Annotated in this window: 17 protein-coding genes; 14 read left to right on the top strand and 3 right to left on the bottom strand. The window is 73.4% G+C overall.

The annotated features are described in order from the left end of the window. Window positions 1-89 precede the first annotated feature (89 nt). The 5 genes from QUG93_RS03975 to QUG93_RS03995 are packed head-to-tail and all read left to right on the top strand — an operon-like array spanning window position 90 to window position 5,659. Complete coding sequence (locus tag QUG93_RS03975) at window positions 90-869, top strand: aspartate/glutamate racemase family protein (RefSeq protein ID WP_289472350.1); 780 nt, start codon at window positions 90-92, stop codon at window positions 867-869. Next, complete coding sequence (gene allB, locus QUG93_RS03980; protein WP_289472351.1) at window positions 866-2,269, top strand: allantoinase AllB; 1,404 nt, start codon at window positions 866-868, stop codon at window positions 2,267-2,269. Before QUG93_RS03975 ends, allB begins: the two co-directional genes overlap by 4 nt. Then, entirely contained in the window at window positions 2,266-3,525 is a 1,260-nt protein-coding gene (locus QUG93_RS03985) for a pyridoxal-phosphate-dependent aminotransferase family protein (RefSeq protein ID WP_289472352.1), read from the top strand. Before allB ends, QUG93_RS03985 begins: the two co-directional genes overlap by 4 nt. Continuing rightward, window positions 3,522-4,832, top strand: a complete 1,311-nt coding sequence (locus tag QUG93_RS03990) for an allantoate amidohydrolase (protein ID WP_289472353.1) — start codon at window positions 3,522-3,524, stop codon at window positions 4,830-4,832. Before QUG93_RS03985 ends, QUG93_RS03990 begins: the two co-directional genes overlap by 4 nt. Continuing rightward, complete coding sequence (locus QUG93_RS03995; RefSeq protein WP_289472354.1) at window positions 4,829-5,659, top strand: MurR/RpiR family transcriptional regulator; 831 nt, start codon at window positions 4,829-4,831, stop codon at window positions 5,657-5,659. The genes QUG93_RS03990 and QUG93_RS03995 overlap by 4 nt, the downstream gene beginning before the upstream one ends. Here QUG93_RS03995 and QUG93_RS04000 read toward each other — a convergent pair. Continuing rightward, the gene (locus QUG93_RS04000; protein WP_289472355.1) at window positions 5,626-6,183 is read right to left on the bottom strand and encodes an SRPBCC family protein; all 558 of its coding nucleotides are present in this window, start codon (window positions 6,181-6,183) and stop codon (window positions 5,626-5,628) included. The genes QUG93_RS03995 and QUG93_RS04000 overlap by 34 nt on opposite strands. Continuing rightward, complete coding sequence (locus QUG93_RS04005) at window positions 6,180-6,755, bottom strand: GNAT family N-acetyltransferase (protein ID WP_289472356.1); 576 nt, start codon at window positions 6,753-6,755, stop codon at window positions 6,180-6,182. The genes QUG93_RS04000 and QUG93_RS04005 overlap by 4 nt, the downstream gene beginning before the upstream one ends. Window positions 6,756-6,800: 45 nt before the next feature. On the opposite strand from QUG93_RS04005, the gene QUG93_RS04010 reads away from it, so the two are divergent. From QUG93_RS04010 to epsC, 4 genes are all read left to right on the top strand, one after another. Next, on the top strand, window positions 6,801-7,835 hold the full coding sequence (locus tag QUG93_RS04010; protein WP_289472357.1) for a dipeptidase: 1,035 nt from the start codon (window positions 6,801-6,803) through the stop codon (window positions 7,833-7,835). Between the two features lie 151 nt (window positions 7,836-7,986). Next, complete coding sequence (locus QUG93_RS04015; protein ID WP_289472358.1) at window positions 7,987-9,156, top strand: hypothetical protein; 1,170 nt, start codon at window positions 7,987-7,989, stop codon at window positions 9,154-9,156. Between the two features lie 179 nt (window positions 9,157-9,335). Then, window positions 9,336-10,274, top strand: a complete 939-nt coding sequence (gene cysK, locus QUG93_RS04020) for a cysteine synthase A (RefSeq protein WP_289472359.1) — start codon at window positions 9,336-9,338, stop codon at window positions 10,272-10,274. Next, entirely contained in the window at window positions 10,271-10,864 is a 594-nt protein-coding gene (epsC, locus tag QUG93_RS04025; protein ID WP_289472360.1) for a serine O-acetyltransferase EpsC, read from the top strand. Before cysK ends, epsC begins: the two co-directional genes overlap by 4 nt. An 8-nt stretch (window positions 10,865-10,872) precedes the next feature. Here the strand turns inward: epsC and QUG93_RS04030 are convergent, their stop codons facing one another. After that, complete coding sequence (locus tag QUG93_RS04030; protein ID WP_289472361.1) at window positions 10,873-11,172, bottom strand: excalibur calcium-binding domain-containing protein; 300 nt, start codon at window positions 11,170-11,172, stop codon at window positions 10,873-10,875. Between the two features lie 131 nt (window positions 11,173-11,303). On the opposite strand from QUG93_RS04030, the gene QUG93_RS04035 reads away from it, so the two are divergent. The 5 genes from QUG93_RS04035 (at window position 11,304) to QUG93_RS04055 (ending at window position 13,455) form a co-directional block, all read left to right on the top strand. After that, entirely contained in the window at window positions 11,304-11,690 is a 387-nt protein-coding gene (locus QUG93_RS04035) for an MmcQ/YjbR family DNA-binding protein (RefSeq protein WP_289472362.1), read from the top strand. 86 nt (window positions 11,691-11,776) lie between these two features. Then, on the top strand, window positions 11,777-11,935 hold the full coding sequence (locus tag QUG93_RS04040) for a hypothetical protein (RefSeq protein ID WP_289472364.1): 159 nt from the start codon (window positions 11,777-11,779) through the stop codon (window positions 11,933-11,935). A gap of 16 nt (window positions 11,936-11,951) precedes the next feature. Beyond that, on the top strand, window positions 11,952-12,506 hold the full coding sequence (locus QUG93_RS04045) for an RNA polymerase sigma factor (RefSeq protein ID WP_289472366.1): 555 nt from the start codon (window positions 11,952-11,954) through the stop codon (window positions 12,504-12,506). Next, complete coding sequence (locus tag QUG93_RS04050; RefSeq protein WP_289472368.1) at window positions 12,497-13,150, top strand: Asp23/Gls24 family envelope stress response protein; 654 nt, start codon at window positions 12,497-12,499, stop codon at window positions 13,148-13,150. The genes QUG93_RS04045 and QUG93_RS04050 overlap by 10 nt, the downstream gene beginning before the upstream one ends. Further along, window positions 13,147-13,455, top strand: a complete 309-nt coding sequence (locus tag QUG93_RS04055; protein ID WP_289472369.1) for a hypothetical protein — start codon at window positions 13,147-13,149, stop codon at window positions 13,453-13,455. The genes QUG93_RS04050 and QUG93_RS04055 overlap by 4 nt, the downstream gene beginning before the upstream one ends. Window positions 13,456-13,492 lie beyond the last annotated feature (37 nt).

Consider the following 13,492-nt stretch of genomic DNA (forward strand, 5'->3'; position numbering starts at 1 on the left):
CGGGAGGCGCGACCCGCCTCCCGGCCGGATCGTCGCCTTCCCGACCCCCACGCTCCACGCCCGTCCCAGCCCCGCCCGAGAGGTCCCGCTTGCGCATCCGCATCGTCAACCCCAACACCACCGCGTCGATGACGGCCACGATCGGCCGTGCGGCGGCCGCCGTCGCCGGCCCCGGCACCGTCGTCGAGGCGGTCACGCCCACCACCGGTCCGGCCTCGATCGAGAGCCACTACGAGGAGGCCCTGGCGGTCCCGGGCCTCCTGGAGCAGATCGCGCTCGGTGAGCAGGAGGGCGTGGACGCGTACGTCGTCGCGTGCTTCGGCGACCCGGGGCTCGACGCGGCACGGGAGCTCGCCGCCGGTCCGGTGATCGGCATCGCGGAGGCCGGGTTCCACGCCGCCGCGATGCTCGGGCGACGGTTCGGTGTCGTCACGACGCTGGCCCGCACGACCGGCAGGGCTCACGAGCTGGCGGAGCGCTACGGGTTCGCGTCCCTGGTGACCGAGATCCGGGCGTGCGAGGTGCCCGTGCTGCAGCTCGACGACCCGGCGTCGGGGGCGCGTGCGCTCGTCGTCGAGGAGTGCCGTGCCGTCCTCGCCGGCGGTGCCGACGCCGTCGTGCTCGGCTGTGCGGGCATGGCGGACTTCTGCGCCGAGGTCTCGCGGGAGATCGGTGCGCCCGTGGTCGACGGGGTGGCCGCGGCGACGGTGCTCGCGGAGTCGCTCGTCCGGCTCGGGCTCCGGACGGGCAAGACCGGCGAGTACGCCCCACCGCCGCCGAAGCCGGTGACGGGACTGCTGTCCGGCTTCACGCTGCCGTCGTCCGACGTGACCCCCGCGCCGCTCGACCTCGCCGGGGTGTCGGCATGAGCGCCGCGGTGGTCGCCGACCTGGTGCTCCGCGCTCGGCGGGCCTGGGTCGACGGCGTCCTCCGGCCGGCCGCGGTGGTCGTCCGCGACGGCGTGGTCGACGCGGTCCTGCCGTTCGACGCCGAGGTCGCGGCGGCCGTCGACCGGACCGTCCCGGTCGAGCACGTGCTGCTGCCGGGGCTCGTCGACACCCACGTGCACGTCAACGAACCCGGCCGCACCGAGTGGGAGGGGTTCGCCTCCGCCACCCGGGCGGCGGCACTCGGCGGCGTGACCACGATCATCGACATGCCGTTGAACTCGATCCCGGCGACGGTGGACGTCGACGCCCTCGCAGTGAAGCGGGCGAGCGCCGAGGGTCGCGTTGCAGTGGACGTCGGGTTCTGGGGCGGGGCGGTCCCCGCCAACGCCGGGGCTCGCGGTCCGCTGCACGACGCCGGGGTGTTCGGGTTCAAGTGCTTCACCGCCCCGAGCGGCGTCGACGAGTTCCCGCACCTCGACCCGGCGCAGCTGCGCGCTGCGATCGAGGAGGTCGCCGAGCTCGACGCCCTGCTCATCGTGCACGCCGAGGACCCCGACCTCCTGGTACCGCACGAGGACCTCGGCGGCCAGTACGCCGACTTCCTGGCCACCCGTCCGGGCAGCGCCGAGCAGTCGGCCGTCGCCCGGGTCCTCGACGGCGCCCGGGCGACCGGCGCCCGCGTGCACGTCCTCCACCTGTCCGACGCGGGGGTCCTCCCGATGATCCGGGCCGCCAGGGCCGACGGCGTCCGGGTGACCGTCGAGACGTGTCCGCACTACCTGGCGTTCGAGGCCGGGTCGATCCCGGACGGAGCGACCGAGTACAAGTGCTGCCCGCCGATCCGTGACGACGCGAACCGCGACGCGCTGTGGGCCGGACTGCTCGACGGCACGATCGACTGCGTCGTGTCCGACCACTCGCCCTCGACCGCCGACCTGAAGACCGACGACTGGGGGTCGGCGTGGGGCGGCATCGCCGGACTCCAGGTCGGCTTCCGGGCGGTGTGGACCGAGGCCGTGCGCCGGGGGATCCCGCTCGAGGCAGTCCTGCCGTGGTTCACGACCGGCCCCGCCGAGCTCGTCGGGTTCACCGACCGCGGGCGGATCGCGCCGGGCGCGGTCGCGCACCTCGCGGTCCTCGACCCGGCGGCGGAGGGCGTCGTCGAGGTCGCCGCCCTCGCGCACCGCAACCCGGTCTCCGCCTACGCCGGTCTGCACACGGTCGGGGTCGTCACCGAGACCTGGCTCCGCGGACGGCTCGTGGCGACCGTCGACGGGGTCACCGCCGTCGAGGGGCTTCTGGTCGACCGCTCGGTGGCGCCGCAACACGCACGAAACGGACGTTCCGCTACAGTCCTGAACGGAACGGAGGCACCATGACCCAGCCAGTGAACCCGCCCGCCCGTCTCCTCATGGGACCCGGGCCGATCGACGCCGATCCCCGGGTGCTCCGGGCGCTGTCGACGCCGCTCGTCGGGCAGTACGACCCGTGGATGACCGCCACGATGACCGCGACGCAGGAGCTCTACCGGCAGGTCTTCGGCACGCGGAACGACGCCACCGTGCTCGTCGACGGCACCTCCCGCGCGGGCATCGAGGCGGCCCTGGTGTCGCTGCTGGCCCCGGGGGACCGGGTCCTCGTGCCGGTCTTCGGACGCTTCGGACACCTGCTCGCCGAGATCGCCACGCGTGCCGGCGCCGAGGTGCACACCATCGAGACCGAGTGGGGGCAGGTGTTCCCGCCATCGGTGATCGAGGAGGCGGTGCGCCGGGTCCGGCCGAAGGTCCTGGCGGTCGTGCAGGGCGACACCTCGACGACGATGAACCAGCCGCTCGACGAGCTCGGGGCGATCTGCGAGCGGCACGGCGTGCTGCTCTACACCGACGCCACGGCGAGCATCGGCGGCAACCCGCTCGAGACCGACGCCTGGGGGATCGACGTCGTGAGCGCGGGTCTGCAGAAGTGCCTGGGCGGACCGTCCGGCAGCGCACCGATCACCCTGTCACCGCGCGCCGTGGCGGTGCTCGACGGCCGTCGCAGCATCGAGGCCGGCATCCGCGAGGCCGACGACGTCGTGTCCGAGCACCCGATCCGCTCGAACTACCTCGACCTCGCGATGATCCTCGACTACTGGGGCCCCCGACGTCTCAACCACCACACCGAGGCCGCGTCGATGCTCTACGCCGCGAACGAGTGCGCCCGCATCCTGCTCGAGGAGGGGCGCGAGGCCGTGGTCGAGCGCCACGCGACCGCCGGGCGGGCGATGCTCGCCGGGGTCGAGGCGCTCGGGCTGCGGGTCTTCGGTGACGTCGCGCACAAGATGCACAACGTCGTCGCCGTCGAGATCCCCGACGACGTCGTGGGGGACCAGGTCCGGGGCGCGATGCTCGAGGACCACGGCATCGAGATCGGGACGTCCTTCGGGCCGCTGCACGGACGGGTCTGGCGCATCGGGACGATGGGCTACAACGCCCGGAAGGACACGGTCGTTCGGACCCTCGCCGCGCTCGAGCACTGCCTGCGCCGCGCCGAGCACGCCGTCCCGCAGGGCGCCGGGGTCGACGCCGCGCTCGACGTGCACGCCGGACTCGACGTCGAGACCGGTCGCACCGCACCGGTCGGAGCACCGGCGTGACGCCGACGACCGGGCCCTCGACGGCCGAGGCGCCGGCAGCACCGGCTGCGCCGACGGCGAGCGCCCGCGCGATCGCCGACGCCGCGACGATCGTCCGGTGGTGCGACACGCTCGCCGGGATCTCGCAGGACGACGGCCGCACCACGCGCGTCTACCTGTCGCCCGAGCACGCCCGGGTGAACGCCGTGGTCGCGGAGTGGATGCAGGACGCCGGGCTCCGCACGTGGCAGGACGCGGCGGGGAACCTGCACGGCATCGTCGACGGCGCGACGCCGGACGCACCCGTGCTGCTGCTCGGTTCGCACCTCGACACCGTGGTCGACGCCGGCCGCTACGACGGCGTCGTCGGGGTCCTCATGGCGATCCGGACGGCAGCCCGGCTCGCCGCGTCCGGGCCGCTGCCCTTCGCGCTGCAGGTGATCGCGTTCTCCGACGAAGAGGGCACGCGCTTCGGCAAGGCCCTGCTGGGCTCGTCCGCCGTCGCCGGGGTCTGGGACGAGTCGTGGTGGGACCTCGAGGACGCTGACGGCACCACGCTCCGCCGGGCCTTCACCGACTTCGGGCTCGACCCCGAGCGCGTGGCCGAGGCCGCACTGCCGCCGGACCGCCTCGTCGGCTACCTCGAGGCGCACATCGAGCAGGGCCCCTACCTCGAGCAGGCCGGACAGGCTCTCGGCGTCGTGACGAGCATCGCGAGCGCCCGACGGTTCTCCGTCGAGGCGGTCGGCGAGGCCCGGCACGCCGGGGGCACGCCGTACGAGCGGCGCCACGACGCGCTCCTCGCCGCGGCCGAGGCGGCGCTCGCCGTCGAGCGGGTCTGCCGCGCCGAGCAGCACGTCGGCACGGTCGGCACGATGTCGGTCGAGCCCGGCGCCGTGAACGTCGTCCCGGGGCTCGCCCGGTTCAGCGTGGACCTGCGCGGGGAGTTCGACGAGGGGCGCGACCGCGTCTGGGAGTCGATCACCGCGGCCTTCGAGGAGATCGGGACCCGACGGGGGGTGGCGGTCACACCGACCGAGGTGCACCGCGCTCCTGCGGTGTTCTGCGCACCGGCGCTGATGGACGCGGTCCGTGCCGGGATCGCCGCGACCGGTGAGGCCGCACCGGCTGAGCTGTTCTCGCGTGCCGGGCACGACGCGATGTCCCTCGGGCTCGTCACCGACGTCGCGATGCTGTTCCTCCGGAACCCGGACGGCATCAGCCACCACCCCGACGAGTTCGTCTCGGCGGACGACGTCGCCCTCGGCCTCGACGCGCTCGCGGTGGCGGTCGAGCGGATCGCCGACGACCGGGCGGTGACCGCGTGACCGCCGTGCCCGACGTGCGCGCGCGGGTCGACGCCGTCTGGGACCGGCTGTCGCCCGCGGAGCGCCGGGTCGCCGCGATGGTCCGGCACGACCCCGAGCTGCTGCTCGTCGGTACCTCCGCCGAGCTCGCGGCGGAGTCGGGCACGTCGAAGGCCACGGTGTCCCGGCTCGTGCGTTCCCTGGGGTTCCAGGACGCCGCCGAGGTCCGGCAGGAGCTCATGTCCGCACGCGGCAGCGGTCTGCCGTGGGCCGCCGAGGACGCTGCGCACGTCGACCAGCGCGCCGTCGAGGCGCGGAACCTCGACGCGGCGTTCGCCTCGCTCGCCCGTGCGGACCGCGTCCGGCTCGCCCGACGCATCGTCCGGGCGCGGCGCGTGCTCGTGTTCGGGGAGCGCGGCGCGCACCCGGTGGCGATGCAGCTCCGGTCGCAGCTCGCGCAGGTGCGCCCGGACGTCCGCATCGGGCCGGCGCCCGGGCAGCGTCTCGGTGAGGAGGTCGCGGACCTCGACCGCCGCGACCTCGTCGTGCTCGTCACGGTGCGCCGACACGCAGCCGGGGCCGAACGACTCGTGCGGCACTGTGTCGCGACCGGGGCCGACGTCGTCGTGCTCGGGGACCCGACCGCCGCCGTGATCGCGGCTCCCGCAGCGACCGCGGTGCTCTGTCCGGTGGACTCACCGTCGGCGTTCGACTCGATGGCGGCGCTCTTCGCGGTCGTCGCGGCGATCGCGAACGACGTGTACGAGGCCTCCGGTCCCGCCGGGCGTGCCCGGGTGGACGCCGTGGCGGCGGCCTACGACGTGCTCGGCGAGCTCGCTGCGCCCTGACCGCCGTCGGCACCGGCAGCGTCGGGACCGCCGCTGCCGGGGCGACCGCCGTCGTGGCCGCGGCCGGGACCGCCGCCCTCGAGCTCGTCGCGCAGCGACGCGTTGCGGGCCGCGATGAGCCGCGGCAGGTAGCGCGCGAGCGCGACCCGCTCCGCGACCCACCCCAGCGGACCGAGCGGAGCCCGGAAGGTGATGTCGTCCACCATCCGCGTGCCGCCGGCCGACGGCTCGAAGCGGTGCTCGTGTCGGAAGCGGGCGAACGGACCACGCACCTGCTCGTCGACGAAGCGACCCGGTGCCTCCAGTGCGGTGATCCGGCTCGTCATCCGCCACACGACCCCGAAGTGCCGTGCGCGCCACGTGACGGTCTCGCCCAGGCCGATCGTGCCGGACGTCGTGCCGGCGACCGCGCGTTCGCCGGTGCCCGCCATCGAGCGCTCGTGCGCGCCGATGTCGAGCGACAGCGCGAACACGCGCTCCGGCGGCACCACGATCCCGGTGACCACGCGGAAGGTGACGGTCACGACGTCGGCCAGGCGGGTGTGGTCGACCGGTCGTCGTCCCGCAGCACCGCGGCGAGCAGCTGGTCGTGCCGCACACCACGGTGCAGGACGGACGAGCGCGCTCGGCCCTCGTACCGCATGCCGATGCGGCGGGCGGTGGCCGCCGACGCTGCGTTGGTCGCGATCGCGCGCCACTGCACGCGGACCAGCCCGAGGCCGGACGGGGGCTCCGCGAAGGCCCACCGCAGCACCCGGTCGGCGGCCTCGGTCACCAGCCCGTCCCCGCGCCCGTCCGGGTGCAGCGCGTACCCGATCTCCGCGGCGCCGTCCGTGATGCCGAACAGGCCGACCGTGCCGAGCAGGCGCATGTCGGCAGCGCGGCGGACGCCGAACTCGTACCGGGTGTCGTCGCGCCAGCCGGCGGCGACGACCTCCTCGGTCCAGCGCCGCGCCTCGGCGTGCCCGTACGGCACGGGCACCGGGGTGAACGCGATCACGTCCGGGTCGTTCGCGTACGCGACGACGTCCTCGGCGTCGGCGGCCGTGGGCGGGGAGAGCACGAGCCGTTCGGTGCGGAGCGTCACGGGGTGCACACCCGCGAGCCTAGCGACGGGGGAGCGGCGCGGTAGCGTCGGGACATGACGTTCGACGCGCTCGCCTTCCCGGTCATCGACGGCCACAACGACCTGCCGTGGGAGCGCCGCGAGTCCCACGACTCCGGTGTCGAGGGGATCGACACCGAGGACGGCACCCTGCACACCGACCTGCCGAAGCTCCGCGCCGGCGGGGTCGTCGGGCAGTTCTGGTCCGTGTTCGTGCCGTCCGACGACCCCGACCCGGTGCGCACGACGCTGCAGCAGATCGACACCGCGCACCGGATCATCGCGCGGTACCCCGACGACCTGGCCTTCGTCCGGACCGCGGCGGAGCTCCGCGACGCGGTGGATGCCGGACGGATCGCGTCGATGCTCGGCGCCGAGGGCGGGCACGCGATCGGGGACGACCTGGCCGTGCTGCGGTCCTTCGCCCGGCTCGGCGTCCGGTACATGACGCTGACGCACAACGACGACACCACCTGGGCGGACTCGGCGACCGGTGCGCGGGCGCACGGGGGCCTGACCGACCGTGGGCGCGAGGTCGTCGCGGAGATGGAGCGGATCGGCATGCTCGTCGACCTGTCGCACACCGCACCGGCGACGATGCGGGACACGCTCGACGTCGCCACGCAGCCGGTGGTGTTCAGCCACTCGTCCACGGTCGCGATCGACGACCACCCGAGGAACGTCCCCGACGACGTGCTCGCACGCCTCGCCGACAACGGCGGCGTCGTGATGATCACCTTCGTGCCGAAGTTCGTGTCGCGCGCGTGGGCGGACTGGGAGGAGTCGGGTTCCGAGGGGGAGCCGCCGCTCGTCACGGTCGCCGACGTCGCCGACCACGTCGAGCACGCGCGCGCGGTCGCGGGCGTTCGGCACCTCGGGCTCGGCGGCGACTACGACGGCACGCCGGTGCTGCCGCCGGACCTGCGCGACGTGTCGCGGTACCCGGTGCTCGCGGAGGAACTGCGGCGCCGCGGCTGGGGCGACGAGGACCTGCGGGCGCTGGCCGGTGGGAACGTGCTGCGCGTGCTCGAGGCGACGGACGAGCGGTACGCGCGGAGCGCAATGCGCTGACGAGCGCGATGCCCGACACCTGATATGTGAACATCACATTCCTCCTGTACACTCGTGCGGCGGCTCGGACGGGCTGCGCCCTGTTCTGGAGGAACCGATGACTGTCAGTTCGTGCGAACGTCGAGCGACGACGAGGGCCCGAGGTCGAGGCGTGGCGACCTTCGCGGCAGGACTGCCGCCGACCGTCATCGTGCTCACGCTCTACGCACTCTCGAGGCTCTGGTCCTCGCTGCTGCTCACCGCCGGACTCGCCCTCGCGCCGCGCCCGCCAGGGATCGCCCGAGACGGCGTCGCCCTCGACGGCTTCTTCGACCTGACCGGGTCGGTGTGGGATGCCTGGTACTACCGCGACATCGCGCAGCACGGGTACGGCACCGAACTCCCGCACGACGCCGACGGTGCCGTCACCGGGAACTCGTGGGCGTTCCTGCCGGTGTTCGCCGTGCTGGCGCGAACGGCGGCCACACTCCTCGCGAGTGACTACAGCGTCGGCGCCGTCGTCGTGGCCACGCTCGCCGGCGGAGCCGCCTCGCTCGTGCTCTTCATGTTGCTCGAGCCCTCGATCGGGCGAACGCGATCGCTCTGGGCGGTCGCGGCCTTCGCCTTCGGACCGATGGGGTTCGTCCTGCAGGTCGGTTACGCGGAGAGCCTGTTCCTCTTCTCGTTCTTCGCCGGCGCCCTCGCCATGCGCAGGCACCGGTACTGGGTGATGCTGCCCTTCATGCTCCTCGGGGCGTTCACCCGGCCCGGGATGGTCGCGCTCACGCTCGCGCTCGCGCTCCACGGACTCCTCCGACTCGTCCGTCGTGACGGGATCCGTGTACCGGACGTCGTCGCGATCGCGGTCGTCGGATGCACGAGCGCCGCTGCGGGTCTCGCCTGGCCGGTCGTCGTCGGGGCCGTCACCGGTGATCCGGACGGCTACCTCCAGACCGAGATGGCCTGGTGGCGGCAAGTCGTCCCGGGTGTCGACCACTTCGTTCCGCTCTCTCCGTGGTTCCTGATGGGATCGAAGGTCGCGGGACCGGCTGGGATCGTCCTCGTGCTCGCCGGAGTGGCGATCGCTTGCTGGTTCCTCCTCGGGCGCGGTCGGCGCGAGCTGGGGAGCGACGTGCTCGCGACGGTCTCCTCGTACGCGCTCTACCTGTTCGCCGTGTTCCTCCCGCAGCAGTCGACCCTGCGGTTGCTGCTCCCCGTGTCACCGCTGCTCGGCGCACGGATGTTCACCGCGTCCCGCGCTCGACGGGTCCTGACGGTGTCGTCCGGCGCGCTCCTGCAGCCGGTGACGATCACGCTGTTGTGGGTCGTGAGCTACCCGTGAGCACAGCGGTTCCTCATCCGCGAGGCGATCGCCGATCGTCAGGTTCGGCGGCACGATCGGGCCCTCGTACGTCAGCGGGCGTCATCGACAGGGGACCGCCGGGCGCCGTCGCTAGGATCGCGGGGAACCGCAGCGCCTCCACCGTCGGTGGCGCGCCCCGACCCGGAGGACGACAACGGATGACCGGCACCATCTACGACAACATCTCGCAGGCGTTCGGCAACACCCCGCTCGTCCGCCTCAACCGCCTGCCGAAGGCCGACGGCGCCGAGGTCCTGGCGAAGCTCGAGTTCTACAACCCCGGGTCCAGCGTCAAGGACCGTCTCGGGGTCGCGATCATCGACGCGGCCGAGCAGTCCGGTGAGCTCCGTCCGGGCGGCACCGTCGTCGAGGGGTCGTCGGGCAACACCGGCATCGCGCTCGCCCTCGTCGGCGCCGCCCGCGGGTACCGCGTCGTCATCACGATGCCCGAGACCATGAGCGTCGAACGCCGCGCCCTGATCCGTGCCTTCGGTGCCGAGATCGTCCTGACCCCGGGGCCGGAGGGCATGAAGGGCGCCGTCGCACGCGCGGAGCAGATCGTCGAGGAGACGCCCGGCGCGATCCTGGCGCACCAGTTCGAGACCGCCGCCAACGCGGCGATCCACCGCAGGACCACCGCGGAGGAGATCCTCCGCGACACCGAGGGCCACGTCGACGTGTTCGTCGCGGGCGTCGGGACCGGCGGCACGATCACCGGTGTCGGCCAGGTCCTCAAGGAGCGCGTCCCCGGTGTGCAGATCGTGGCCGTCGAGCCGAAGGACTCCCCGCTCCTGACCGAGGGCAAGGCCGGCCCGCACAAGATCCAGGGCATCGGCGCGAACTTCGTGCCGGAGGTCCTCGACCGTGACGTCATCGACGAGGTGTTCGACGTCGAACTCGACGACGCACTGCGTCTCGCCCGCGCGCTCGGTACCGAGGAGGGCATCCTCGCCGGCATCTCGTCCGGTGCGATCATCCACGCCGCGGTCGAGATCGCCGCGCGACCCGAGAACGCTGGCAAGCGCGTCGTCGCGATCGTCTGCGACACCGGTGAGCGCTACCTGTCGACGCCGCTGTTCGAGGGACTCACTGCGTGACGCGAGCCGTCCGTCGCGGCGTGCTGCGGACGGTCCGGGAGGACCTCGCCGCAGCACGTCGCGGTGACCCCGCCGCTCGGAGCGACCTGGAAAACGCCGTGGTCTACTCCGGGTTGCACGCGATCTGGACGTACCGACTGACGCACCGGCTCTGGCTCGCCGAGGGCCTGCCGGGGTCGCGGTTCGCCGCGCGGTTGATCGCGCAACTGGCGCGGACGGTGACGGGCATCGAGATCCACCCGGGCGCCCGGATCGGCCGTCGGTTCTTCATCGACCACGGGATGGGCGTCGTGATCGGCGAGACGGCCGTGATCGGTGACGACGTGCTCGTGTTCCACGGCGTGACGCTCGGCGGGCGGGGCAACCACGGCGGCGAGCACGGTCCCGGAGGTCGTCGGCACCCGGCCGTCGGCGACCGGGTGGTGCTCGGTGCGGGGTCGTCGCTCATCGGCGCCATCACGGTGGGGGCGGACTCCGTCGTGGGCGCGAACACCGTGGTGACGAAGGACGTCCCCGCCGGCTCGGTCGTCACCGGCGTGGCGGGGACGTCGAGGCCGAGGTCGGGACACGAGGGCGTCCCGACGCTCTGACCGGGGCGTCAGCTCTTCTCGCAGGCGATCCCGTCGCCGTCGCGGTCCATCTTCTTGTTCGCGTTGTAGAGCGCGTCGTCCTTCTTGACGGTGCCCTTCAGTGGGCGGTAGGTGGTCTTGCCACCGGAGGTCACGCGGTTCTTCGTGACGGACTTCTTCGCGATGCCGCCGGACCAGACCTTCTGCACGGCGGTGCAGTTCGCGTAGACCTTCGGCGCGGCGGAGGCGGAGGTGACCCCGCCGAGCACGACGGAGGCTGCGAGGGCGGTGGTGGCGGCGGCGACGCCGAGGGTACGGATGGTGCGCACGGGTTCTTCCCCCTGGGGACGAGCGTGGCCGCGGGTGCGGCCGCCGCGTCGGGTGCGCGGCGGCTCGATCGTACCCGAGCAGGGCTCATCCTCGGGTACCCCCGATCGGGTCGGTGCGGCATGCTGGGACGGTGGACGGCGCGACACTGCACGAGGTGACGGTCCGGACGGCCCTGGCGCTGCCCGCGGTCGAGGAGACCCAGCCGTTCGGCGCGGACTCCGTGGTCTACAAGGTGGTCGGCCGGATGTTCGTGCTCGCGACCGAGCTGCGCGGCGTGCCGATCGTCAACCTCAAGTGCGCCCCACCGCACGGCGCCGCACTGGTCCGTGACCTCGCGGAGGTCTCGCCGGGGTGGCACATGGACAAACGGCACTGGATCACGCTCGCACCGGGCGACGGACTCGACGAGACGATGGTCGAGGACCTCGTGGCGAACTCCTGGGAACTCGTCGTGGCCGGCCTCCCGCGGGCTCGCCGGCCGCTCGACGCGGCACGACGCAGCAACCCCGGGGCCTGACCACAGCCCGTCGAGGAAGTCCGCGCCGCCGTGTGACGATCGAGCCGCTCGACACGTCACACCGGTGGACGAAGGAGCGACCGACCATGACCGACACCACCGCTGCACGACGACCCCCGCGCACCACACCGGCCCACGGCCTCGCGCAGGTGCGGATCCGCACGCTCGGGACCCGCCCGGTCGGCCCGTTGCGGGTGCGGACGGCGACCCCCTCGCCGTCGCGTCCAGCCTTCCCCGAGTCCTGACCAGTAGAAGGAACCCGTGCAGCACCAGCCCCTCGCAGACCTCGACGACGCCGTCCTCGCCGGCCGGTCGTCGGACGGCGACGTCCGGGCGTTCGAGGTCCTGATCCGGCGGTACACGCCGCTGCTCCGCGCGTACGCACGACGCACGCTCGGCTCGACCGACGAGCTCGACGACGTCGTGCAGGAGACGTTCATCACCGCGTGGAGCCGCCTCGACGGCCTCGACGACGGCGCGAAGGTCAAGTCGTGGCTCATGCGCATCCTCAGCCGGAAGTGCATCGACCGCATCCGTGCCCGCCGTGAGCACCTCGACGTCACCGAGATCGAGGTGGCTGCGCCCCGCGACGACGCTCCGGAGCGCGTGGCCGAGGCGCGGTCGCGCGAGGAGGCCGTCGAGACCGCGCTCGCCGAGCTGCCGGAGGCCCAGCGGCGCTGCTGGGTGATGAAGGAGGTGCTCGAGTACCGCTACGAGGACATCGCCGAGCAGCTCGACCTGCCGGTGTCGACGGTGCGGGGCCTGCTGTCCCGGGCCAGGAAGAACATGATCCGTCTCATGGAGGCATGGCGATGACCGGACCCGACGACGTGCGGCTCGACGCGCTCGAGCCCGACGACCTCGACGGTCACACGATCGACGAGCTCGCCGACTACCTGGACGCGGGCATGCTGCCGGCCGACCCGTCCATCGACGACTCGGCAGCCTGCCAGAACGCGCTCGCCGCGCTCGTGCGCCTGCGGCAGTCGTCGCTCGGTTCGCTCGATGCGGCGGCGGCGCAGGAGGAGCCTGCCGACGAGTCGTGGATCGGCGGTGTGCTGGCCAACATCTCGCTCGAGGCGCGGGCCGGCCGGGACGTCCCGCTGCGCCCGGTCGCGCCGACCGAGCGTCCGGTGATGACCGAAGGTGCGATCCGCTCCCTCGTCCGCACCGCGGGCGACGTCGTGCCCGGGGTGGTGATCGCCCGGTGCTCGCTGGAGGGTGACGTCACGGAGCTCGACGCACCCGTCCGTGTCCTCGTGGAGCTGGCGGTGCGCTCCGGCGTGCCGATCCACGCGGTGGCCGAGCAGGTCCGGCAGACCGTGGTCGGGGTCCTCGCCGAGCAGACCGACCTGCACGTCGCCGCGGTGGACGTCCGCGTCCGCGACCTGCTGCCCGCCACCGCCGTGGACGCGGGCGTGTACGACGCACACGAGACCGCCGAGGAGGACCGCGCATGAGCCTGGACGACACCACCGTCGCCGCGATCGAGGCTGCCGTCGCGGCGGTGCCCGGCGTCGCCGAGCTGTACCGGGCGAGGCCGACCCTCGGCAGCGCGCTCGAGTCCGCCAGGCGGATCGCCACGCGTGCTCCGCTCGCCCGCGTCGTGCTCGACGACGACGTCCTGCGGATCGTCATCGGCACCGACGGATCCGTGCCCGCCCCGGCGACGGCGCGAGCCGCACACGCTGCGGCGCTCGAGGCCGCGACGGCGCACGGCGTCGCGGTCAGCCGGGTCGACGTGCGCGTCGCGCGCGTCGGCTGACGGTGTCGACCGCGGTCCCGCGCACCACGTGACGGAC

The sequence above is a fragment of the Curtobacterium caseinilyticum genome, assembly GCF_030363035.1.
Lineage (GTDB): Bacteria > Actinomycetota > Actinomycetes > Actinomycetales > Microbacteriaceae > Curtobacterium > Curtobacterium caseinilyticum.